This window comes from Micromonospora sonchi (genome assembly GCF_014646235.1).
Taxonomy (GTDB): Bacteria; Actinomycetota; Actinomycetes; order Mycobacteriales; family Micromonosporaceae; genus Micromonospora; species Micromonospora sonchi.
The window spans coordinates 26,580-48,133 of record NZ_BMNB01000003.1 but is presented as its reverse complement, the minus strand read 5'-3'; the positions used below and the strand labels follow the sequence as shown (position 1 = coordinate 48,133).

Below are 21,554 nucleotides of genomic sequence, written 5' to 3'. Positions count from 1 at the left end.
CGCTGATCCTCGTGGCCGTGTCAACCGGGCCGGATTGTCTGGTTAGCATGGCCGCGAGAGAGTGTCCGTGTTCCGACGGGAGCCACGTCGTGTCCGAGCCCCACCCCCGCACCGTCGTCGTACTTGCCGCCGGTGAGGGCAAGCGGATGAAGTCCTCGTTGCCCAAGGTGTTGCACCCACTGCTCGGCCGGACACTGCTCGGTCACGCGCTCGGTGCGGCCGAGCCGCTCGCGGCGCAGCGCACGATGGTGGTGGTCGGGCACGGCGCGGACCAGGTCCGGGCGCATCTGGCCGAGGTCGCGCCGGAGGCCACCGCGGTGTTCCAGGCCGAGCAGCTCGGCACCGGGCACGCGGTGCGGATCGCGTTGGAGGCGGCACCGGAGGCGACCGGCACCGTGGTGGTGCTCAATGGCGACGTGCCGCTGCTACGGCCGGAGACGGTCAGCGCGCTGGTCGCGGCGCACGAGGGCGAGGGCGCGGCCGCGACCGTGCTGGCCGCGCAGGTGCCGGATCCGGCCGGGCTCGGCCGGATCGTGCGGGACGACGCGGGTCGACTGCGGCAGATCGTCGAGCAGCGCGACGCCAGCCCGGAGCAGTTGGCGATCCGTGAGATCAACGCGGGCATCTACGCGTTCGACGCGGTGCGGTTGCGGGAGGTGCTGGGCAAGCTCTCCACGGACAACGACCAGGGCGAGGAGTACCTGACCGACGTGTTCGGTCTGCTGGTCTCGGCGGGTGAGCCGGTGGCGGTGCACCTGGCGGCCGACCACACCGAGACGCTGGGCTGCAACGACCGGGTGGAGCTGGCGACGCTGCGCCGGCTGCTGCGGGACCGGGTCAACGAGCGCTGGATGCGTGCCGGGGTGAGCCTGCTCGACCCGGCCACGACGTGGATCGACGTGACGGTGGCCCTGGACCGGGACGCGGTGGTGGACCAGAACACCCAGCTGCGCGGCGGCTCGGTGGTCGGCAGCGGCGCGGTGGTGGGGCCCGACGTCACGCTGATCGACACGGTGGTGCACGCCGGCGCGACGGTGCTGCGCAGCCACGCGGTGGGCGCCGAGATCGGTCCGGGCGCCAGCGTCGGACCGTACGCGTATCTGCGGCCGGACGCGCGGTTGGCGGAGAAGTCGAAGGTCGGCACGTTCGTCGAGGTGAAGAACTCCGAGATCGGTGCCGGCTCGAAGGTGCCGCACCTGACGTACGTCGGTGACGCGACGATCGGCGAGCAGAGCAACATCGGCGCGGCGTCGGTGTTCGTGAACTACGACGGTGTCAAGAAGCACCGCACTGTGATCGGCAGCCACGCCCGGACCGGCGCGGACAACATGTTCGTCGCGCCGGTGGAGGTGGGCGACGGGGCGTACACGGCGGCCGGCTCGGTGATCATCGAAAACGTGCCGGCGGGCGCGATGGGCGTGGCCCGCGCGCGGCAGCGCAACATCGAGGGTTGGGTGCTCAAGCGGCGGGCCGGCACGGCGTCGGCGGAGGCGGCCGAGCGGGCGTCGCAGAGTGCGTCGCCCAAGGGGTCGGCCGCAAGCGAAGGTGAGGCAATCCACGGCGTCGGCGAGCCAATGGGACCGGCGGCCGAGGCGGGAGATACTGCAACCGAATAGTCCCCGGCCGACCACACCTCACGCCGGGTACCACCGACCAAAACGGGAGCAGACGGGCCCATGGGCAGCATCGTCGCCGAAAACCGCAAGAGCCTGATGCTTTTCTCCGGACGTGGCTTTCCGGAGCTGGCCAGGGAGATCGGTGAGGTGCTCGGCGTCGCGCCGACGCCGGCCGACGCGTACGACTTCGCCAACGGTGAGATCTTCGTACGGTTCAAGGAATCGGTACGTGGTTCGGACGCCTTCGTGGTGCAGTCCATCACGCACGGGGTGAACACCTGGATCATGGAGACCCTGATCATGGTCGACGCGCTGAAGCGCGGTTCGGCCAAACGGATCACGGTCGTCCTGCCGTTCTACCCGTACTCCCGACAGGACAAGAAGCACCGCGGCCGGGAGCCGATCTCGGCCCGGCTGATCGCGGACCTGTTGAAGACCGCGGGGGCGAATCGGATCCTCACCGTGGACCTGCACACCGCGCAGATCCAGGGCTTCTTCGACGGCCCGGTGGACCACCTCTTCGCGATGGACATCCTGGCCGAGTACGTGCAACGCAAGTACGCGGGTCGGCCGATGACCGTGGTCGCCCCGGACTCGGGTCGGGTGCGGGTGGCCGAGCGGTGGACCGACCGGCTGGGCGGCTGCCCGCTGGCGTTCATCCACAAGACGCGGGATCCGTTGAAGCCGAACCAGGTGGTGGCGAACCGGGTGGTCGGCGAGGTGGAGGGGCGGGTCTGTCTGATCGTCGACGACATGATCGACACCGGTGGCACGATCTGCCGGGCGGCGGACATCCTGCGGGAGTCCGGTGCGGCCGACGTGATCGTGGCGTCCACCCACGCCCTGCTCTCCGACCCGGCGACGGAGCGGTTGAAGAACAGCCCGATCAGCGAGGTGGTGGTGACCAACACTCTCCCGTTGCCGCCGGAGAAGCAGCTCGACAAGCTCACCGAGCTGTCCATCGCGCCGTTGCTGGCCAGGGCCATCCGAGAGGTGTTCGACGACGGTTCGGTGACCACCCTCTTCGGTGGGCTGAGCTGACCGCGGCGCTGCCGCCCCCGGTGGGCCGGCCGGCACGGCCGGTCCGCCCGGGAATCTGGGTGGGCGAGGGCGGGGACTGCCGCAAACCCGGGAATCCGCTCGGCTAGACTGGTGCGGTTGCCACGGCGAGGGTGCCCTGCGGGCCGCTGAAAAGCGCCGCACGGAGCACCGTGATCGACGCGGTGCTCCGGGCAGTCTGCTGACGCATGAGCCCCTGCGAGCCCCCCGCCCAGCACCGCCAGACGACAAGCTGCCGCAGCGAAGCATCAGGAGTTTCCCCGTGTCCGAGGTAAAGATCAGCGCCGAGCCCCGCACCGAGTTTGGCAAGGGTGGTGCCCGTCGTACCCGCCGGGCCGGCAAGGTGCCCGCCGTGCTGTACGGCCATGGCGAGAAGCCCAAGCACATCGCGCTGCCGGCCCGCGAGTTCGCGGCGGCCATCCGCAAGGGCGGCGCGAACCAGCTCTTCGCGATCGAGGTCAGCGACGGCACCCAGGCGTTGGCCCTGCCGAAGGCGATCCAGCGTGACCCGATCAGGGACACCTTCGAGCACGTCGACCTGCTGCTGGTGCGCCGGGGCGAGAAGGTCACCGTCGACGTGCCGGTCCAGCTGACCGGCGAGGCGGCGAGGGACACGCTGATCGTGCACGACCACGACACTCTCTCGGTGACCGCCGACGCGACCAAGGTGCCGGACCACCTGACGGCTTCGATCGAGGGCGCCGAGGCGGGCGTCCAGGTCACCGCCGCCGACGTCGAGCTGCCCGCCGGCGTCGAGCTGGTCGCCGACCCGGAGCTGTCGGTCGCCACGGTGACCGCCGCGCCGACCGCCGAGCAGCTGGAGGCGACGCTGCCCGAGGTCGAGACGGCCGACGCGGAGGTCGAGGCCGGGGTCGGCGAGGAGACCGCCGAGTCCTCCGAGGGTGCCGAGGCGGGCGAGCCGGCCGCCGCAGGTGGCGAGGAGACCGCCGAGGCGCGGACCGAGGCCTGATCGGTCCGCAGGCTGTGCGACAGGCGTCCCCGGTAACCGGGGACGCCTGTCCGCGTATCGGAACAGGTAGCGGAGGGGACGGGCGGTGACGGACGAGACCGGGCCGTGGCTGGTGGTCGGCCTGGGCAATCCGGGCCGGGAGTACGCGGGCAACCGGCACAACGTCGGGTTCCTGGTGGCGGACCTGTTGGCCGGTCGGCTGGGCGGGAAGTTCGGCCGGCACAAGCGGGCGGTGGCGGAGGTCGCCGAGGTGCGCCTCGGCTTCGGTGGCCCGAAGCTCGTGTTGGCCAAGCCGTTGACCTACATGAACCTCTCTGGCGGTCCGGTGGCCGGTCTGGCGCAGTTCTACAAGGTGCCGCCGGCTCGGGTGATCGCGGTGCACGACGAGCTGGACATCGACTCCGGTCAGTTGCGGGTCAAGTGCGGCGGGGGCGAGGGCGGGCACAACGGCCTGCGGTCGATGTCGAAGTCGCTGGGCACGAAGGACTACGTACGGGTGCGGTTCGGGATCGGCCGACCGCCGGGTCGGCAGGATCCCGCCGACTACGTGCTGTCGGATTTTGGCGCGGTGGAGCGCAAGGAGTTGGATTTCCTGGTGGACCGGGCCGCTGACGTGGTGGAGTCCGTGGTCATCCGGGGTGTGGAGCCGACACAGAACCTCTATCACGGCGGGTGACGGGAGCGCGGAGCATGAGCAGTCCACCGATGATCGACGGTGCGTTCGCCCGGTGGTTGGCCGCCCGCGCCGGTCAGGCGTTGTCCGACCTGCGGGCGGAGATGGGATTCGCCGATGCCGGTGCGCTGAAGTCGGCGGGGGACAAGGTCTCGCACGACCTGATCCGGACCGAGCTGGCGAGGTGGCGTCCGGGGGACGCGGTGCTCTCCGAGGAGGACGAGGGTTCCCGGCTGGCGTGGGCGGCCGAGGTGGGCAGCGGGACGCTGTCCCGGTTGACCGCCGACCGTGTGTGGATCATCGATCCGTTGGACGGTACGCGGGAGTTCAGCGAGGAGGGACGCGCGGACTGGGCGGTGCACGTGGCGCTCTGGGCGCGTAACGCGCCGGCGTCGCACGGTCTGGTCGCGGGCGCGGTCGCGTTGCCGGTTCGGCACCGGGTGCTGGGTACGGACGTTCCGCCGGCGTACCCTCCGATGCCTGTGGAGACGGCGACCGTCGGGGACGCCAAGCGGTTCCGGTTGGCGGCCAGCCGGAGCCGCCCGCCGGTGTTTTTGACCGACTTCGCCGAAGAGGTCGGGGCGCAGTTGGTGCCGATGGGTTCGGCCGGGGCGAAGATCGCCGCGGTGGTCACCGGCGAGGTCGACGCGTACGTGCACGCCGGTGGACAGTACGAGTGGGACTCGGCCGCGCCGGTGGCTGTGGCGACGGCCACCGGACTGCATGCTTCCCGTATCGACGGTTCTGCGCTGAAATACAACCAGGCGGATCCGCGCCTGCCGGATCTGCTGGTGTGCCGTAAGGATCTCGCCAGCCGGTTACTTGCAGCGCTGCACCGGCATTGCGGGTAGCCTGGCGCTACTTTCTGACATGTCCGACCGGAAAGGTCTGGAAAGCGGATGAGCGAGCGAACTGGGTCGTCGTCATGACCGTCACCCCGGCCTACCAGGTCACACACCTTGATGAGCTCGAGGCGGAGAGCATCTTCGTGATGCGCGAGGTGGTCGCCGAACTGGAGCGGCCGGTCCTGCTCTTCTCCGGCGGCAAGGATTCGATCGTCATGCTCCGGCTGGCGCAGAAGGCGTTCGCGCCGGCCCAGATTCCCTTCCCGGTGATGCACGTCGACACCGGCCACAACTTTCCCGAGGTGCTGGACTACCGGGACCGGCGGGTGGCCGAGCTGGGCCTGCACCTGGTGGTGGCCAGTGTGCCGGAGGCACTGGCCAGTGGGCTGGTCCGGGAGTCGGCCGACGGGATGCGTAACCGGATCCAGACGCCGGTGCTGCTCGACGCGGTGGAGAAGCACCGGTTCGACGCGCTCTTCGGCGGGGCCCGACGGGACGAGGAGAAGGCCCGCGCCAAGGAGCGAATGTTCAGCTTCCGCGACGAGTTCGGCCAGTGGGATCCGAAGAACCAGCGGCCGGAGCTCTGGTCGCTCTACAACGGCCGGCACCACCCGGGCGAGTCGATCCGGGTCTTCCCGTTGTCCAACTGGACCGAGCTGGACGTGTGGCACTACATCGCCCGCGAGCGGATCGAGCTGCCGTCGATCTACTACGCGCACGAGCGCGAGGTGTTGGAGCGGGACGGGATGCTCTACGCGGTCAACGAGTTCCTGCCGGCCCGCGCCGGCGAGGAACGGTTCAAGGCGCGGGTGCGGTACCGCACGGTGGGCGACGCCTCCTGCACGGCGGCGGTCCGCTCGGACGCCGACACGGTCGAGAAGGTCATCGGGGAGGTCGCCGCGACCCGGATCACCGAGCGCGGGGCGACCCGGGGCGACGACCGGGTCAGTGAGGCCGCGATGGAGGACCGCAAGCGGGAGGGCTACTTCTGATGACCACCGAAACGTTCGCGCCGGGAGACGCGTCGGACGCGCGAGCGGGTAACCAGGCCCGCCCGATGGATCTGCTGCGCTTCGCGACCGCCGGCAGCGTGGACGACGGCAAGTCCACCCTGATCGGCCGGCTGCTGTACGACACGAAGTCGCTCTTCACCGACCAGTTGGCCGCTGTCGAGGCGGTCAGCGCGGCCCGCGGCGACGAGTACACCGACCTGTCGTTGCTCACCGACGGCCTGCGGGCCGAGCGGGAGCAGGGCATCACCATCGACGTGGCGTACCGCTACTTCGCCACGCCTCGGCGCAAGTTCATCATCGCGGACACCCCCGGGCACATTCAGTACACCCGGAACATGGTCACCGGTGCCTCCACCGCGGACCTGGCGCTGATCCTGGTGGACGCGCGCAAGGGCCTGGTCGAGCAGTCCCGCCGGCACGCCTTTCTCTGCTCGCTGCTGCGGGTGCCGCACCTGGTGCTCTGTGTCAACAAGATGGACCTGGTCGACTTCTCGCAGGAGGTCTTCGAGCGGATCGCCGACGAGTTCACCGCGTTCGCCGCGAAGCTCGACGTCCCGGATCTGACCGTGGTGCCGATCTCCGCGCTGAAGGGCGACAACATCGTCACCCGCTCGGAGAACATGCCCTGGTACGAAGGCCCGGCGCTGCTGCACCACCTGGAGCGGGTGCACATCGCCAGTGACCGCAACCTGGTCGACGTCCGCTTCCCGGTGCAGTACGTGATCCGTCCGCAGTCGACCGTGGTCACCGACTACCGGGGCTACGCCGGCCAGGTGGCCTCCGGCGTGCTCAAGCCGGGCGACGAGGTGATGGTGCTGCCGTCGGGCTTCACCAGTCGGATCAGGGCGGTGGAGACCGCCGACGGGCCGGTCGCGGCGGCGTTCCCGCCGATGTCGGTGACGGTACGCCTGGAAGACGAGATCGACATCTCCCGGGGCGACATGATCTGCCGGCCGAACAACGCGCCGGCGGTTGCCCAGGACATCGAGGCGATGGTCTGCTGGATGGACGAGACCCGCCCGTTGCAGATCGGCGGCAAGTACGCGATCAAGCACACCACCCGGGCGGCGCGGGCGATCGTCCGCAGCCTGCACTACCGCCTCGACATCAACTCGCTGCACCGCGACGAGTCCGCGGCCGAGCTGCGTCTCAACGAGATCGGCCGGGTCCGACTCCGCACCACCGTGCCGCTGCTCGCCGACGAGTACCGTCGCAACCGCACCACCGGCGGCTTCGTCATCATCGACGAGACCACCAACCGCACGGTCGGTGCCGGCATGATCGTCGAAGCCGCCTGAGCAGCGCCTGCGGGCCTTCTTTCCAACTGCCCTGCCGACCCTTGCCGGGTGACCGCGACAGCTCCAGTGGCGTCCGTCTGGCCTGCCGGTCTCAGTCGAGGCGGGTGGCGCCGGGGGCGGGGGTGACGGTGGTGTGGGTGGGTGGGGTGAAGGCGCGGTCGGCGTACGCGGCGGTGACGGCGGCGGCCACCTGGTCGGCCTGAGCCGCCTCGACCAGGGCCAGTACGCAGCCGCCGAAGCCGCCGCCGGTCATCCGGGCGCCGAGCGCCCCGGCGGCGAGCGCGGCCTCGACCGCGGTGTCCACCTCGGGCACGGTGATGGCGAAGTCGTCCCGCATGGAGGCGTGGGAGGCGGTGAGCAGCCCCCCGATCTGACGGGACCGCCCGGCGCGTAGCAGGGCGACGCTGTCCAGCACCCGCTGGTTCTCGGTGACCACGTGCCGGACCCGGCGGCGGGCCTCCTCGTCGACCAGTCTGGCGAGCGCGTCGTCGAGCCCGTCCGCCGGCACGTCCCGCAGGGCGGTCACGCCGAGCAGCGCCGCCGCCTGCTCGCACGAGGCCCGGCGGTCCGCGTACTCGCCGTCGGCGTGCCGATGCGGGGCACGGCTGTCGATCACCAGTACGGCCAGCCCGTCGGCGTCCAGGTCGAACGGGATGTGGGTCACCTGTTCGGTGCGGCAGTCGAGGAAGAGGGCGTGTCCGGCCCGGCAGCGGATCGCCGCCGACTGATCCATGATCCCGGTGGGTGCGCCGACGTAGCGGTTCTCGGCCCGCTGGGCCAGCCGGGGCCGCTGCTCGGCGGGAAGGTCGAGGCCGCCGAGGTCGACCAGCGCGGCGAGCACGGCCGCCTCCAGCGCGGCCGAGGAGGACAGCCCGGCGCCCAGCGGCACGTCGGAGGCGACGGCCAGCCGGGCACCCGGCACCGGGTGACCGGCCTCGCGTAACGCCCACACCACCCCGGCCACGTACGCGGCCCAGCCGGTGATCCGGCCGGGGGCGGCCACCTCGTCGGGGCCGAAGTCGACCGTCTCGCCGGTCAACTCGGACCAGACGGTCCAGCGGCCGGCCGGGTGGGGCGCGGCGGCGACGACGGTGCGCAGCGGCAGCGCGAAGGGCAGCACGAACCCGTCGTTGTAGTCGGTGTGCTCGCCGATCAGGTTGACCCGACCGGGAGCCGCCCAGCGGCCGGCGGGCGGGGTCGCGTACACCGTCCGGAAGCCGGCGGCGGCGCGGACGGCGACATCGAGACGGTCGGTCACGGCCGGTCCAGGTGCGTGCGGTAGAAGGCCCAGGCGTCGGTGACCATGTCGTGCAGGGTGGGCTTGCTCGGTTCCCAGCCCAGCTCGGTGCGGGCCAGCGCGGCGGAGGCGACCAGTTCGGCCGGATCGCCCTCGCGGCGGGGTGTCACCTCCACCGGCACCGGGTGGCCGGTGACCTCGCGGACCACCTCGACCACCTGCCGGTTGGTGAAGCCGTTGCCGTTGCCGAGGTTGTACACGCGGTGCTGGCCGGCGGTGGCCGCGCCGAGGGCGAGCAGGTGGGCGCGGGCCAGGTCGGCGACGTGGATGTAGTCGCGGACGCAGGTGCCGTCGACGGTGGGGTAGTCGTCGCCGAAGAGTTGCAGCTTCTCCCGCCGTCCGGCGGCCACCTCCAACGCGATCGGGATGAGGTGGGTCTCCGGGGCGTGCCGTTCGCCGAGGGCGGTGTCGCCGTCGAGGTACGCCCCGGCGACGTTGAAGTAGCGCAGCGAGACGGCGGCCAGGCCGTGGCCGATCGCCTCGGAGGTGAGCGCCATGTCGACGGCGAGCTTGGTCGCCCCGTAGGTGTTGGTCGGGGCCTTCTGGGCGGTCTCCGGGATGGGCAGTTCGGTCGGGTTGCCGTAGACGGCGGCGGTGGAGGAGAAGACCAGTCGGGGTACGCCGGCCGCGCGGACCGCGTCGATCAGCGCCAGCGAACCGACGGTGTTGTTGTGCCAGTACCGCTCCGGGGCGACCATCGACTCACCGGCGGCGATCAGCGCGGCGAAGTGCAGCACGCCGTCGAAACCGGCCTGCGGGGTGAGCACCCGGGCCGCGTCGTGGAGGCCGACCTCGACGTGGATCGCGTCGGGGGCGAGGGCTTCCCGGTGGCCGGTCCGCAGATCGTCCAGGACGACCACCTCGTGACCGGCGTCGAGCAGCATCCGGGCCACCACGCTGCCGATGAAGCCGGCGCCACCGGTGACGAGCAGTTTCACGTCGCTCTCCTCCCGCCTGACCCGTCGGGTCGGCCTCGTGGTGCTCCCACCCTACGGCCGGGCCGCTGGCTACCATCACTGTCATGCGGGCAGCGCGTCGGCGCGGATCCCGGCGGCGGGAGCCGGATCGGCCCCGCCGCGAGCCAGGGCCGTTGGCCCGAGCCGTGGCTCGGGTGGTGGTCCGGGCGGCCGACGGCGCGCTGCGGCTCGTCACCGACCTGCTCGGCGCGGGAACGGCGGCCGGGCGTGAGCGGATCAGCGCGGCGGAACTGCGGGATCTGGTGGCCGCGAACACGGTGCTCGATCCGGTGGGCCGCCGCATCATCGACGAGGTGCTGGTGGCCGGGGCGAGTCTGGTCCGCGAGGTGATGATGCCCCGCACCGAGGTGGTCTTCCTCTCCGCGACGCTGACCCTCGCCGAGGCCGAACCGCTGGTCCGGGCCGACACGCACAGCCGGTATCCGGTGATCGACGGCACCCACGACGACGTGGTCGGCCTCGTGCACCTGCGCGACGTACTGCTGCGGCCGGACCGCGACCCGGACCTGCGGGTCGGCCAGCTGATCCGCGACGTGAAACGGCTACCGGCCAGCAAGCGGGTGCTCGCCGCGCTGACCGAGATGCGGCGGGAGGGGCACCACCTGGCCGTCGTGGTCGACGAGTACGGCGGCACCGCCGGCATCGTGACCTGCGAGGACCTGATCGAGGAACTGGTCGGGGAGATCCACGACGAGTACGCCGACCCGCCCGAGCCTGCGCTCAGCGGGCTCCCGGCGGTGGTGGACGGCCGGCTCAACCTCGCCGACTTCGCCGAGCGCACCGGTGTGCCGCTGCCCAGCGGACCGTACGAGACGGTGGGCGGGTTCGTGATGGCCCGGCTGGGGCGGCTGCCCGCGCCGGGCGACGAGGTCGCGGTGCCCGCCGAGCGTTCGGGCGAAGCGCTGCTGCGGGTGCTGACCCTGGAGGGGCGGCGGGTGGCCCGGCTCGCGGTCACCGCCCGCCTGCCGGAACAACGGCGGGAGAGCGCCGGTGGCGTCGACCGGGCCCGACCCGCCGGCCCGTCATGACGTACGCCGGGCGATGCTGACAGAATTGCCGGCATGTCCGATGTTCCCGCCCGCCCGCGCGTCTTCTCCGGCATCCAGCCGACGGCCGACTCGTTCCATCTCGGCAACTACCTCGGGGCGGTGCGGCACTGGGTGGCGTTGCAGGAGTCGCACGACGCCTTCTACTGCGTGGTCGACCTGCACGCCATCACCGCCGGCCACGACCCGAAGGTGCTGCACCAGCGGTCCCGGGCGGCCGCCGCGCAACTGCTCGCGGTCGGGCTCGACCCGGAGCACTGCACCCTGTTCGTGCAGTCGCAGGTGCCCGAGCACGCGCAGCTTGCCTGGGTGCTGGGCTGCATCACCGGGTTCGGCGAGGCCAGCCGGATGACCCAGTTCAAGGACAAGTCGCAGAAGCAGGGCAACGAGCGGGCCAGCGTGGGCCTGTTCACGTACCCGATCCTGCAGGCCGCCGACATCCTGCTCTACCAGGCCAACGCGGTCCCGGTGGGTGAGGACCAGCGTCAGCACCTGGAGCTCTCCCGTGACCTGGCGCAGCGGTTCAACTCGCTGTTCGGGCCGACCTTCACGGTGCCCGCCCCGCACATCGTGAAGGACACCGCGAAGATCACTGACTTGCAGGACCCGACGGCGAAGATGTCCAAGTCCTCCTCGTCGCCGGGCGGCATCGTCGACCTGCTGGAGGATCCGGCCCGTTCGGCCAAGAAGATCCGTTCGGCGGTCACCGACACCGGCCGGGAGATCGTCTTCGACACGGAGACCAAGCCCGGGATCGCCAACCTGCTGACCATCTACTCGGCGCTGAGCGGACGCGGCATCGACGACCTGGTCGCCACGTACGACGGCAAGGGCTACGGCGACCTGAAGAAGGACCTCGCCGAGGTGGTCCGGGAGTTCGTCGTACCGATCCAGGAACGCACCCGCTCCTACCTCGACGATCCGGTCCAGCTGGACAAGCTGCTCGCCGCCGGGGCCGAGAAGGCCCGCCGGGTGGCGGCGCCGACGCTGCTGCGGGCGTACGAGCGGGTGGGCTTCTTCCCGCCGGCGCGCGGCGAGTAGCCGTCCGTACCAGTGCGGGCGGTGGGGACGAGTCGGCGGCCGAAGGGGTGGCGCGAGGCGTGGATCAGGGGAACGGGGCACCGGCGGAGGCCGGCGACACCGTCCAGATCGGCATCGCGGTCGACATTCCCGAGCCGTGGGGCAGCCTGCTGACCCGGCGTCGGCTGGAGGCCGGCGACCCCAACACCGTGCCGGCCCACGTCACCCTGCTCGGGCCGACCGAGATCCCGGCGGCGGCACTGCCCGCGGTGGAGCGGCACCTCGACCGGGTCGCCGCCGCGCACCTCCCGTTCAGCCTGCACCTGCGGGGCACCGGCACCTTCCGGCCGGTGACCCAGGTGGTCTTCGTCGCGGTGGCCGCCGGGATCAGCGAGTGCGAGCTGCTGGCCGCCGCGATCAACGCCGCGCCACAGCTCCGCCGGGAGCTGCGCTTTCCCTACCATCCGCACGTGACGGTGGCTCAGGACGTGGCGTCGGAGGCGCTGGACCGGGTGTACGAGGACCTGGCCGACTTCTCCGCGATGTTCGAGGTGGAGCGCTTCACCCTCTTCTCGCACAGTGGACAGGCCCGGTGGCAGCCGCGGCGGAACTTCCGGCTGGGCGGTTGACCGACCCGGTGCCGGGTACGGGCGTGCCGAGGAGGCGTCGGCGAGGATGACCACGTGAACCTTCTGGGCCGGACCGAGGCCGCCATCGACCGCCGGCTGAGCGCTGCCCGCCGCCGGTCGCCCGCCTTCGGCCACCTGTGGCGGGCCGGGGTGCGCTACACCGATGTGCAGGGCGGTCGGCTGGCCGCCGCGATCGCCTACTACGGGTTCTTCGCCGTCTTCGCGCTGGCTCTGGTCGCGTACGCGGTCTTCGGCGCGATCCTGGACGAGAACGACGAGGTTCGTGCGGCGGCGGAGGATTTCCTCCGGGAGAACCTGCCCTTCCTCGACCCGGCGCACGTCGCGAAGAGCAGCGGCACCGTCGGTGTGGTCGGTCTGCTCATCCTGGTGCTGACCGGGATCGGCTGGGTGGAGGCCATCCGCTCCTCGCAGCGGCTGATCCACGGCCTCGACCAGCACCCCGGCAACCTGGTCGTCCGCCGGCTGGTCGACCTCGGCGTGCTGCTCGTGTTCTTCGTGCTGCTCGGCGCCTCGGTGGCGGCGGTGGACGCGCTGGAGTCGCTGCTGCGCTTCCTGCTGCGCAGCACCGGCTCGATCGCGTTGACCACGGTCAGCGCCGTGCTCAGCACCCTGGTCAACGCGGTGCTGGCCACCCTGTTGCTGGTCGCGGTGCCCCGGCTGCGGATGAGCCGGGCCCGGCTGCGGCCGGTGGTGCTGTTCGTCGCGGTCGGCATCACCCTGCTCAACACGGTCGGCCGGTACTGGGTGGGACGGGTCGAGCACAATCCGGCGTACACGGTGGTGGCGACCGCCGTGGGTCTGCTGGTCTACCTGTATCTGCTCAACCAGTTGGTGCTCTTCGGCGCGGCGCTGACCGCGACCAGTCGGCGCGGGCGGGTGGTGGATCTGGCTGCGCGCCGACCGGCCGACCTCGACGTGGACACCGGCCCGGGCACCCCGGGCGGAGCCGGCTGAACCGGCGGAAGGGAGAGGCGTGCAGATCTCGGTCGAGCCGGGTTCGCCGGTGCCGCCGTACGAGCAGGTGCGCGGGCAGCTCGCGGAGATGGTGGGGGACGGCCGGCTGCCGGTCGGCGCGAAGCTGCCGACGGTACGGCGGCTCGCGGCCGAGCTTGGGCTGGCGGTGAACACGGTGGCTCGGGCGTACCGCGAGCTGGAGGCGGCGGGCCTGCTGGAGACCCGCGGCCGGCACGGCACCTTCGTGGCACCCGGACGCGACGACGCGGTGGACCGGTTGCAGCGGCTCGCTGCCGGGTACGCGGCCGAGGCAGCCCGGCTGGGGGTGGCACCGGAGACAGCGTCGTCCCTGGTCCGGGCCGCCCTCGATGCTGCTCGCCCCGGCTGAGCCGGCAGGTTCCGTCCGCCGTTCCGCCGCCCTGCGCCGGGCCACCGCCCGCCGACTGCGGACCGTGGCCGGCGGAGTCACCTCGATCGGTGGGATGTGTCGAACCCGGACCCGGCCCGGGTGCGCGGCCAGGAAGATGAGCGCGTGGGGGCACTCGTGACGTTGGACCTGCCGGACGACTCGCCGATGCTGGACCTGCCGTGGATCATCACGTTCGGGCCGCTCGGCGACGTCGACGAGTGGGAGCCGGTGGTCTGCGGCCCGTACGAACGGCCGCACGCGTTGGCGTTGGCCGAGGCGGTGGTGGCCGAGGAGCAGTTCATCGCCGTGGTCGAGCCGCTGGTGCCGGCGGTCTCGGTGGAACAGATCCGCGGCGAGATCGCCGCCGCGCAGCTCGCCGCCGAGGACGAGGCGGTCGAGGTGGACCAGGCCGACCTCTACGGCGACTTCGAGGACGTCGTCGACGAGGAACTGGTGACCGAAGCCGACCAGCCGGCGGGACCGCTGCCCGCGCCGAGCGAGGCCGAGCTGCGCGCCGGCTTCCGTCGGCTCGCCGCCCGGCTGCCCGGCGCCACCACCTGAGCCGACCAGCCGCCGGCCCCGCCTGCGGCGGCACCCCAGGTTGATCAAGAGGTTTGCGTCACCGAACGGTCGGTTGGTGACGCAAACCTCTCGATCGCGGCGCTGACCCGGGGGTGGGGGTCAGCGGTGGGTGAACCAGGCGGCGGCATCGACCGGGAGCAGGTGCGCGCCGTCCTGCTCGGTCAGGGCCTCGCTGGCGACGACGGGTTCGCCGTACCCGGTGACCCGGGCCGGGGTGTCGCCGATGTTGACCACGCAGGTCAGCACGGCGTCGCCGGCGGTGCGGCGGAAGGCGAGCACCCCCGGGTCGGTCTCCAGCCAGGTGATGCCGCCGAGGACGGCCAGCGCCGGGTGGGTGTGGCGGATCCGCAGCGCCGCGCGGTACAGCTCCAGGGTCGAGCCGGGCACGTCGGTCTGGGCGGCCACCGACAGGGCACGCCAGGTCGCGGGGGCCGGCAGCCAGCTCAGCTCACTGCCGGCCGGCCCGAAGCCGTACGGGGCCAGCTCGCCGCTCCACGGGATGGGTACCCGGCAACCGTCGCGGCTCTCGCCGGTACGCAGGAAGGCCGGATCCTGCCGCAGCTCGTCGGGCAGGTCGAGCACCTCGGGCAGCCCCAGCTCCTCACCCTGGTAGAGGTAGGCGCAGCCGGGCAGGGCGAGCATCAGCAGCGCGGCGGCGCGGGCCCGGCGCAGCCCGACCTCCCCGTCGCCGTAGCGGGTGACGTGCCGTTGCCGGTCGTGGTTGGAGAGCACCCAGGTGGTCGGTGCGCCGACGATGGTCGCCTCGGCGAGCGCGGTGTCGATCACCTTGCGGAACGAGTCGGCCGACCAGGTGGCGTCGAGGAAGTCGAAGCTGAACGCCTGGTGCAGTTCGTCCGGGCCGATGTAGCGGGCCAGCCGCTGCGGGGTCTCGGCCCACGCCTCGGCCACCGCCATCCGGCCACCGGGGTAGCTGTCCAGGATGGGCCGCCAGCTGCGGTAGATGTCGTGCACCTCGTCCTGGTCGAAGTACGGCAGCCGGCCCTTGCCGAGCAGTTCCGACTGGCGCCGTCCGGTGGTCATCGAGTTGAAGCCGACGTCCGGCAACCCCTCGGCCTTGATCATGCCGTGGGCAACGTCGATGCGGAACCCGTCGACACCCCGGTCGAGCCAGAACCGGAGGACGTCCTCGAACTCGGCCCGCACCTCCGGGTGACGCCAGTTCAGGTCGGGTTGGGCCGGGTCGAACAGGTGCAGGTACCACTGGCCGTCGGGCAGCCGGGTCCAGGCCGGGCCGCCGAAGATGCTCTCCCAGTCGTTGGGCGGCTGCTCGCCGTTCTCGCCCTTGCCGTCGGCGAAGAGGTAGCGGGCCCGCTCGGCCGAACCGGGGGCGGCGGCCAGCGCCGCGGTGAACCAGGGGTGCCGGTCGGAGGTGTGGTTGGGCACGATGTCGACGATGATCCGCAGGCCGAGCGTGTGGGCCTCGGCGACCATCGCCTCGAAGTCGCCGAGGGTGCCGAACATCGGGTCGACGTCGCGGTAGTCGGCGACGTCGTAGCCGCCGTCCACCATCGGTGAGGTGTAGAAGGGGGTCAGCCAGAGCGCGTCCACCCCCAGGTCGCGCAGGTAGGGCAGGCGCTCGCGGATGCCGTTCAGGTCACCGATGCCGTCGCCGTTGGAGTCGGCAAAGCTGCGGACGTAGACCTGGTAGACGACGGCGGACCGCCACCAGTCGGCGTCGGAGGTCAGCGGCGAGGGGGTGCTGACGGTCATCGGTGAACCTCGTTCTGTGGCGCGGGACGGCGGCACCCGGCGTGGCAACGGTGGGACGCGCGGGCGTCTGAGAAGGATGCCGGGCCGACGCTGCAAGAGTCAAGCAATCCTTGCGCAAGGAAGGCGGGTGGATGCTCCGGGTGCGTCCGGCGTCACACCGGCTGGGTCAGATCCGGCGTCGCGTCGGGGTCGGCCGGCGTCAGGCCGGCACCGGGAGCGCGGGCGGGGTGGGGCGCTGCCGCCCGGGGTTCTCCGCGCCGTCCTGCCGCACCACCGCGGTCGAGCCGCGGACCACCAGCTCCGGCCGGAACAGGTACTCCGAGTGCGGGGCGCCGTGGCCGTTGATCTCGTCGACCAGGGCCCGGACGGCGGCCACGGCCATCGCGGTCACCGGCTGACGCATGGTGGTCAGCGGCGGGTCGGTGAAGGCCATCAGCGGGGAGTCGTCGTAGCCGACCACCGACAGGTCCTCCGGGACGGAGAGGCCGCGCTGCCGGGCGGCCCGGATCGCGCCGAGCGCCATCAGGTCGGAGCCGCAGACGATGCCGGTCGCGCCGCGTTCGATGAGCCGGCCGGCCGCCGCCTCGCCGCCCTCCACACCGAACAGCGAGAGCTCGGTCAGCTCGGCCAGCTCCTCGTCGCTCACGGCGAGGCGGCGCATCGCCGTCTTGTAGCCATTGACCTTGCGCTGCACCGGCACGAACCGGTCCGGGCCGGTGATCAGGCCGATCCGCCGGTGCCCCAGCGCCGCCAGGTGGGCCACCGCCAGCTCCGCCGCCTCCCGGTCGTCGCAGGAGACGAAGGGTGCCGGGAGGCCGGGTGCGTACCCGTTGATCATGACGATGGGCAGCGGCCGGGCGATCAGTGTCCGGTACCGGTCGTGGTCGGCGGCGGTGTCGGCGTGCAGGCCGGAGACGAAGACGATGCCGGAGACCTGGCGGTCGAGCAGCATCTCGACGTACTCGTCCTCGCGTACCCCGCCGGGGGTCTGGGTGCACAGCACCGGGGTGTAGCCGGTCGGCGCCAGGGCCGACTCGATGATCTGTGCGAAGGCGGGAAAGATCGGGTTGTCCAGTTCCGGCACCACCAGACCCACCAACCCGGCGCTGCGCTTGCGCAGCCGGGCGGGGCGCTCGTAACCGAGCACGTCCAGGGCGGTCAGCACGGCCTGCCGGGTCTCGGGTGCCACGCCGGGGCGATCGTTGAGCACCCGGGACACGGTGGCTTCGCTGACGCCGGCCTGTTGGGCGATGTCGGACAGGCGAGCGCGCATGGCGGCACTGTAGCTCACTGACAACTTCTTGCGCAGTGGCCGGCAAAAACTTGCAGAATCGAGCAGCGGGCCTTGGTGGCGTGCCCCGACGCCGCGCCCGCCTAGGGCCGTGAGCAGGTCGATTGGTGCGGTAGGTGGCCCGCAGGCGGGCGTGGAATGCCCGGGAAGATGCCAGTTTTCGGTCGCTGATGTTGCGGATGGGCCACGGTTGCGGCAAAGGACTTCGCAAAGGGTTTCTAGTCTCGAAAACTCTTGCTACTGTCCCGCCGTTACCCGGCAGGCAATTTAGGAGCGAACATGCGCCGCACAGCCAGGGGGATCGCCGTACTCGCCGCTGCCACCCTCGCCCTCTCCGTCGCCGCCTGCGGCGACGGAGACAAGGCAGCCGAGGAGCAGCCCAAGGTCGATCCCGCCGCCCTCACCGCAGAACTGACCTGGTGGGACACCTCCGACCCGCAGAACGAGGGCCCGGCGTTCAAGGAACTGATCGCCAAGTTCAACCAGACCTATCCGAACGTCAAGATCAACTATCAGTCGGTCCCGTTCGGTGAGGCCCAGAACAAGTTCAAGACCGCCGCGCAGGCCAAGACCGGCGCCCCGGACATCCTGCGGGCCGAGGTGGCCTGGGTGCCCGAGTTCGCCTCGCTGGGCTACCTCTACGCGCTGGACGGCTCCGAACTGCTCAGCGACTCCGCCGACTTCCTCGAGACCCCGCTCGCCTCCAACAAGTACGACGGCAAGACGTACGGCGTTCCGCAGGTCACCGACAGCCTCGCGCTGATGTACAACAAGGAGCTGTTGAGCAAGGCCGGCGTCAGCGCGCCGCCGAAGACCTGGGCCGAGCTGAAGACCGCGTCGCAGGCCGTCAAGGAGAAGGCCGGCGCCGAGGGTGTCTACCTCAACCCGGCCGGCTACTTCCTGCTGCCCTTCATGTACGGCGAGGGTGGCGACCTGGTCGACACCGAGGGCAAGAAGATCGTCGTCAACTCGGCGCAGAACGCGGCCGGGCTGAAGATCGCCAAGGATCTGATCGACAGCGGCGCCGCTGCCAAGCCCTCCGCCAACGACTCCTACGGCACCATGATGACCCTGTTCAAGGAGCAGAAGGTCGCCATGATCATCAACGGCCCGTGGGAGGTCAACAACGTCAAGTCCGCGCCGGACTTCGGTGGCCTGGAGAACCTGGGCATCGCCCCGGTGCCGGCCGGCTCGGCCCGGGCCGGTGGCCCGGTCGGCGGCCACAACTACGTGATCTGGTCCGGCATGCCGCAGGAGAAGGTGGACGCCGCCGTCGCGTTCGTCAAGTTCATGAGCTCCGCCGAGTCGCAGGCGTTCCTGTCGGAGAAGCTCGGCCTGCTGCCCACCCGTAGCTCCGCCTACCAGGTCGACGCGGTCAAGAACAACGCCGTGGTCGCCGCGTTCCAGGCGGTCAACGAGGCCGCCGTGGGTCGGCCGTGGATCCCCGAGGCCGGGCAGTTCTTCGGCCCGCTCGACCAGCTGGCCACCGAGGTCCTGATCCAGAAGAAGGACCCGCAGGCCGCGCTGGACGCCGTCGCCAAGAAGTACAAGGCCGAGGTCGTGCCCGGTTACGGGCTCTGACCCGAACGTCGACGCCGGCGCCGGCCGGTGACCTTTCGGCATCCCGGCGGGGTCGCGCGGCCGCCACGGTCACGCGACCCCGCCGGACCTTGAGCAGTGGAGCTGCTGATGACCACCGTGACCGCCGATTCGGCGCCGTCGTCGACGCCGCCCGGCCGATCCGCTCCTCCGTCCCGGCTGCGCCGCAGCTGGGAGAAGCACTGGTACGCCTGGGCGATGGTGCTGCCCGTCGTCATCGTCCTGGCGGTGCTGATCTTCTACCCGCTGTTCCGCGGGATCTGGCTCTCCTTCACCAACCTGACCGAGGCCAACCAGGTCGCCGAGATCTGCACCAGGTCGATCACCGGCGGCGAGGTCTGCACCGACAACCCCAACAAGTGGGAGTTCGTCGGCCTCGACAACTACCTCCGGGTGCTCACCGGCGAGGTCGGCGAGTTCTGGCAGTGGACCGGCACCACGCTGATCTGGACGTTCGCCTGCGTGATCTGCCATTTCGGCCTCGGCCTCGGGCTGGCCACCATGCTCAACCGCCCGATGCGGCTGCGCGGCCTGTACCGGGTGCTGCTGGTTCTGCCCTGGGCGGTGCCGGCCTTCGTCAGCGCGTTCGCCTGGAAGTTCATCTTCAACGAGCGCTTCGGCCTGGCGAACGCGGCGCTGGCCGCGATCGGCGTGGACCCGATCGACATGTTCGCCGACCGGTGGACCGCGTTGCTCACCGCCATCATCACCAACGTCTGGCTCGGCGTGCCGTTCATGATGGTGGCGCTGCTCGGTGGCATGCAGACCATCCCCGGCGAGCTCTACGAGGCGGCCGAGATCGACGGTGCCTCGGCGTGGCAGCGGTTCCGCAACATCACCCTGCCCGGCCTGCGTTCGGTCAGCATGACCGTGATCCTGCTCGGCACCATCTGGACGTTCAACATGTTCCCGATCATCTTCCTGGTGACCGAAGGTGAGCCGGCCGGCCAGAGCGAGATCCTGGTGACCGGCGCCTACCGGGCGGCCTTCGAGGGCATCCGCAACTACTCGCTGGCCTCGACGTACGGCGTACTGATCCTGTCGATCCTGCTGGTGTTCTCGGTGTTCTACCGGCGGGCCCTGCGCAAGCAAGGCGAGGTGTGGTGATGAGGAAGGTCGGCCGTCCGGCGCGCAGCCGGCGCAGCCCGGTGAAGTCGGTGCTGCTGCACGGCACGTTGATCCTGGCCTCGCTGATCGCGATCGGGCCGATCGCCTGGGTGCTGCTCTCGTCGTTGAAACCCGGGTACGCGATCCAGAGCAGCGAGCTGACCCTGTTCCGGGACACCACCCTGGCCAACTACAGCTACGTGCTGACCGAGACGAACTTCCCGCGCTGGTTCGTCAACTCGGTGGTCGTCGCGGCCTTCACCATGGCCATCGGCATCTTCCTGTCGGCCACCACCGGCTACGCGGTGTCCCGGTTCAACTTCCCGGGCCGCCGACCGCTGATGATGGTCTTCCTGATCACCCAGATGTTCCCGGTGGCCATCCTGATCGTGCCGATCTACACGATCCTGGCCCGGCTCGGGCTGATCAACACCATGCCGGCGCTGATCATCGCGTACCTGACCATCGCGGTGCCGTTCTGCGCCTGGATGTTGAAGGGCTACTTCGACTCCATCCCGACCTCGCTGGACGAGGCGGCGGCCCTGGACGGATGTGGGCCGTTCGCCATCTTCTGGCGGGTGGTGCTGCCGCTGGCCCGCCCGGCCGTGGCGGTCACCGCCTTCTACACCTTCCTCACCGCCTGGGGCGAGGTGGCGTACGCGTCGGCGTTCATCCAGACCGACAACAGGTTCACCCTGGCGTACGGGCTTCAGCAGTTCGTGCCGCAGTTCAACCCGCAGTGGGAGTACCTGACCGCCGCGGCCGTGCTGGTCACCGTCCCGGCCGGCCTGGTCTTCTTCTTCGCCCAGAAGCACCTGGTCTCCGGCCTGACCGCGGGCGGCACCAAGGGCTGACCGAACGGGACTACTACAAACCGTCGTTGATAGGGCAGGATGGGTCGGGTGGAACCACTTCGACTCATCCTCCTCTACGTCCACCTGGTCGGGTTCGCGCTGCTGCTCGGCGGCACGATCGCCCAATACCTCACCGGCAAGCTCCGGATCAACGCTGCCATGCTCTGGGGTGCGGTGATCCAGGTGCTGTCCGGCATCGGGCTGTCCGCGCCGCTGCGCGACGGCGACGAGCCGGCACCGGCGAAGCTTGTGACGAAGCTGGTGCTCGCGCTGCTCATCTTCGTCATGGTCTTCTTCTCCCGGAAGCGGCCCGAGGTCAATCGGGGGCATTTCCTCGCGATTGCGGGATTGACCCTGCTCAACGCAGCCGTGGCGGTCTTCTGGCGGTGACCGCCGGACCGCCTGCCCGCGCCTGAAAAACGGACCTTCCCGGCACCCGTCCACCCGCCTGCCGACAGCATGAGTGATTTGCCCCACCCCAGCATTACGTACGGGTAACAGGCCTCCAACAGTCGTGCACGATTGTCGGCCGGCAGGTGGGCGCGGGCGTACGCTCTGCGTCC

The 21,554-nt window shown here is 70.9% G+C and carries 21 protein-coding genes; 17 read left to right on the top strand and 4 right to left on the bottom strand.

Annotation, left to right across the window (positions count from 1 at the left end):
* Nucleotides 1-89: 89 nt before the first annotated feature.
* From glmU to cysN, 7 genes are all read left to right on the top strand, one after another.
* Nucleotides 90-1,616: a bifunctional UDP-N-acetylglucosamine diphosphorylase/glucosamine-1-phosphate N-acetyltransferase GlmU gene (gene glmU, locus IEY61_RS03950; RefSeq protein ID WP_373293098.1), complete on the top strand. Its 1,527-nt coding sequence runs from the start codon at nt 90-92 to the stop codon at nt 1,614-1,616.
* Nucleotides 1,617-1,676: 60 nt separating this feature from the next.
* On the top strand, nt 1,677-2,657 hold the full coding sequence (locus IEY61_RS03945; protein ID WP_189040862.1) for a ribose-phosphate diphosphokinase: 981 nt from the start codon (nt 1,677-1,679) through the stop codon (nt 2,655-2,657).
* A 280-nt stretch (nt 2,658-2,937) separates the two neighbouring features.
* A complete protein-coding gene (locus IEY61_RS03940) occupies nt 2,938-3,645 on the top strand; it encodes a 50S ribosomal protein L25/general stress protein Ctc (RefSeq protein ID WP_189040861.1) in 708 nt (235 codons plus the stop codon).
* 85 nt (nt 3,646-3,730) lie between these two features.
* Nucleotides 3,731-4,321, top strand: coding sequence for an aminoacyl-tRNA hydrolase (gene pth, locus IEY61_RS03935; protein ID WP_189040860.1), 591 nt, complete (start codon nt 3,731-3,733; stop codon nt 4,319-4,321).
* 14 nt (nt 4,322-4,335) lie between these two features.
* Nucleotides 4,336-5,169: a 3'(2'),5'-bisphosphate nucleotidase CysQ gene (locus IEY61_RS03930; protein ID WP_189040859.1), complete on the top strand. Its 834-nt coding sequence runs from the start codon at nt 4,336-4,338 to the stop codon at nt 5,167-5,169.
* Nucleotides 5,170-5,243: 74 nt separating this feature from the next.
* Nucleotides 5,244-6,155 carry a sulfate adenylyltransferase subunit CysD gene (cysD, locus tag IEY61_RS03925; protein ID WP_189040858.1) on the top strand — a complete coding sequence of 304 codons (912 nt, stop codon included), beginning with the start codon at nt 5,244-5,246 and terminating at the stop codon, nt 6,153-6,155.
* A complete protein-coding gene (gene cysN, locus IEY61_RS03920; protein ID WP_189040857.1) occupies nt 6,155-7,474 on the top strand; it encodes a sulfate adenylyltransferase subunit CysN in 1,320 nt (439 codons plus the stop codon). The genes cysD and cysN overlap by 1 nt, the downstream gene beginning before the upstream one ends.
* 91 nt (nt 7,475-7,565) lie before the next feature.
* Here cysN and galK read toward each other — a convergent pair whose 3' ends face one another.
* Nucleotides 7,566-8,732 carry a galactokinase gene (gene galK / locus IEY61_RS03915; protein WP_189040856.1) on the bottom strand — a complete coding sequence of 389 codons (1,167 nt, stop codon included), beginning with the start codon at nt 8,730-8,732 and terminating at the stop codon, nt 7,566-7,568.
* Complete coding sequence (gene galE, locus IEY61_RS03910) at nt 8,729-9,709, bottom strand: UDP-glucose 4-epimerase GalE (RefSeq protein ID WP_189040855.1); 981 nt, start codon at nt 9,707-9,709, stop codon at nt 8,729-8,731. The genes galK and galE overlap by 4 nt, the downstream gene beginning before the upstream one ends.
* A gap of 83 nt (nt 9,710-9,792) precedes the next feature.
* Here galE and IEY61_RS03905 point away from each other — a divergent pair, with 83 nt between their 5' ends.
* The 6 genes from IEY61_RS03905 to IEY61_RS03880 all read left to right on the top strand — a co-directional run bounded on the left by IEY61_RS03905 (nt 9,793) and on the right by IEY61_RS03880 (nt 14,388).
* Nucleotides 9,793-10,776 (top strand): hemolysin family protein, encoded by a 984-nt coding sequence (locus IEY61_RS03905; protein WP_189040854.1) that lies wholly within the window; start codon nt 9,793-9,795, stop codon nt 10,774-10,776.
* A 33-nt stretch (nt 10,777-10,809) separates the two neighbouring features.
* The gene (trpS, locus tag IEY61_RS03900; protein ID WP_189040853.1) at nt 10,810-11,835 is read left to right on the top strand and encodes a tryptophan--tRNA ligase; all 1,026 of its coding nucleotides are present in this window, start codon (nt 10,810-10,812) and stop codon (nt 11,833-11,835) included.
* A gap of 59 nt (nt 11,836-11,894) precedes the next feature.
* The gene (locus tag IEY61_RS03895) at nt 11,895-12,443 is read left to right on the top strand and encodes a 2'-5' RNA ligase family protein (protein ID WP_189040852.1); all 549 of its coding nucleotides are present in this window, start codon (nt 11,895-11,897) and stop codon (nt 12,441-12,443) included.
* A gap of 54 nt (nt 12,444-12,497) precedes the next feature.
* Entirely contained in the window at nt 12,498-13,418 is a 921-nt protein-coding gene (locus IEY61_RS03890; RefSeq protein WP_189040851.1) for a YihY/virulence factor BrkB family protein, read from the top strand.
* A 19-nt stretch (nt 13,419-13,437) separates the two neighbouring features.
* The gene (locus IEY61_RS03885; protein ID WP_189040850.1) at nt 13,438-13,806 is read left to right on the top strand and encodes a GntR family transcriptional regulator; all 369 of its coding nucleotides are present in this window, start codon (nt 13,438-13,440) and stop codon (nt 13,804-13,806) included.
* Nucleotides 13,807-13,950: 144 nt separating this feature from the next.
* Nucleotides 13,951-14,388: a hypothetical protein gene (locus tag IEY61_RS03880; protein WP_189040849.1), complete on the top strand. Its 438-nt coding sequence runs from the start codon at nt 13,951-13,953 to the stop codon at nt 14,386-14,388.
* Between the two features lie 120 nt (nt 14,389-14,508).
* On the opposite strand, the gene IEY61_RS03875 is transcribed toward IEY61_RS03880, so the two are convergent.
* Nucleotides 14,509-16,140 carry a glycoside hydrolase family 13 protein gene (locus IEY61_RS03875; RefSeq protein ID WP_189040848.1) on the bottom strand — a complete coding sequence of 544 codons (1,632 nt, stop codon included), beginning with the start codon at nt 16,138-16,140 and terminating at the stop codon, nt 14,509-14,511.
* A 199-nt stretch (nt 16,141-16,339) separates the two neighbouring features.
* Complete coding sequence (locus tag IEY61_RS03870) at nt 16,340-17,413, bottom strand: LacI family DNA-binding transcriptional regulator (protein WP_229705668.1); 1,074 nt, start codon at nt 17,411-17,413, stop codon at nt 16,340-16,342.
* Nucleotides 17,414-17,710: 297 nt separating this feature from the next.
* Between IEY61_RS03870 and IEY61_RS03865 the strand changes: the two genes are divergently transcribed.
* The 4 genes from IEY61_RS03865 to IEY61_RS03850 all read left to right on the top strand — a co-directional run bounded on the left by IEY61_RS03865 (nt 17,711) and on the right by IEY61_RS03850 (nt 21,381).
* Nucleotides 17,711-19,012, top strand: a complete 1,302-nt coding sequence (locus IEY61_RS03865) for an extracellular solute-binding protein (RefSeq protein ID WP_189040846.1) — start codon at nt 17,711-17,713, stop codon at nt 19,010-19,012.
* 108 nt (nt 19,013-19,120) lie between these two features.
* A complete protein-coding gene (locus IEY61_RS03860) occupies nt 19,121-20,137 on the top strand; it encodes a carbohydrate ABC transporter permease (protein WP_189040845.1) in 1,017 nt (338 codons plus the stop codon).
* Nucleotides 20,137-20,991, top strand: a complete 855-nt coding sequence (locus tag IEY61_RS03855; RefSeq protein WP_189040844.1) for a sugar ABC transporter permease — start codon at nt 20,137-20,139, stop codon at nt 20,989-20,991. Before IEY61_RS03860 ends, IEY61_RS03855 begins: the two co-directional genes overlap by 1 nt.
* Nucleotides 20,992-21,039: 48 nt before the next feature.
* Complete coding sequence (locus IEY61_RS03850; RefSeq protein WP_189040843.1) at nt 21,040-21,381, top strand: hypothetical protein; 342 nt, start codon at nt 21,040-21,042, stop codon at nt 21,379-21,381.
* Nucleotides 21,382-21,554 lie beyond the last annotated feature (173 nt).

Coding starts and splice junctions, on each gene's coding strand:
- IEY61_RS03945 (WP_189040862.1), top strand. CDS start 1,677: ATGGGCAGCATCGTCGCCGAAAACCGCAAGAGCCTGATGCTTTTCTCC.
- IEY61_RS03930 (WP_189040859.1), top strand. CDS start 4,336: ATGAGCAGTCCACCGATGATCGACGGTGCGTTCGCCCGGTGGTTGGCC.
- cysD (WP_189040858.1), top strand. CDS start 5,244: ATGACCGTCACCCCGGCCTACCAGGTCACACACCTTGATGAGCTCGAG.
- cysN (WP_189040857.1), top strand. CDS start 6,155: ATGACCACCGAAACGTTCGCGCCGGGAGACGCGTCGGACGCGCGAGCG.
- IEY61_RS03905 (WP_189040854.1), top strand. CDS start 9,793: ATGCGGGCAGCGCGTCGGCGCGGATCCCGGCGGCGGGAGCCGGATCGG.
- trpS (WP_189040853.1), top strand. CDS start 10,810: ATGTCCGATGTTCCCGCCCGCCCGCGCGTCTTCTCCGGCATCCAGCCG.
- IEY61_RS03875 (WP_189040848.1), bottom strand. CDS start 16,140: ATGACCGTCAGCACCCCCTCGCCGCTGACCTCCGACGCCGACTGGTGG.
- IEY61_RS03870 (WP_229705668.1), bottom strand. CDS start 17,413: ATGCGCGCTCGCCTGTCCGACATCGCCCAACAGGCCGGCGTCAGCGAA.
- IEY61_RS03865 (WP_189040846.1), top strand. CDS start 17,711: ATGCGCCGCACAGCCAGGGGGATCGCCGTACTCGCCGCTGCCACCCTC.
- IEY61_RS03860 (WP_189040845.1), top strand. CDS start 19,121: ATGACCACCGTGACCGCCGATTCGGCGCCGTCGTCGACGCCGCCCGGC.
- IEY61_RS03855 (WP_189040844.1), top strand. CDS start 20,137: ATGAGGAAGGTCGGCCGTCCGGCGCGCAGCCGGCGCAGCCCGGTGAAG.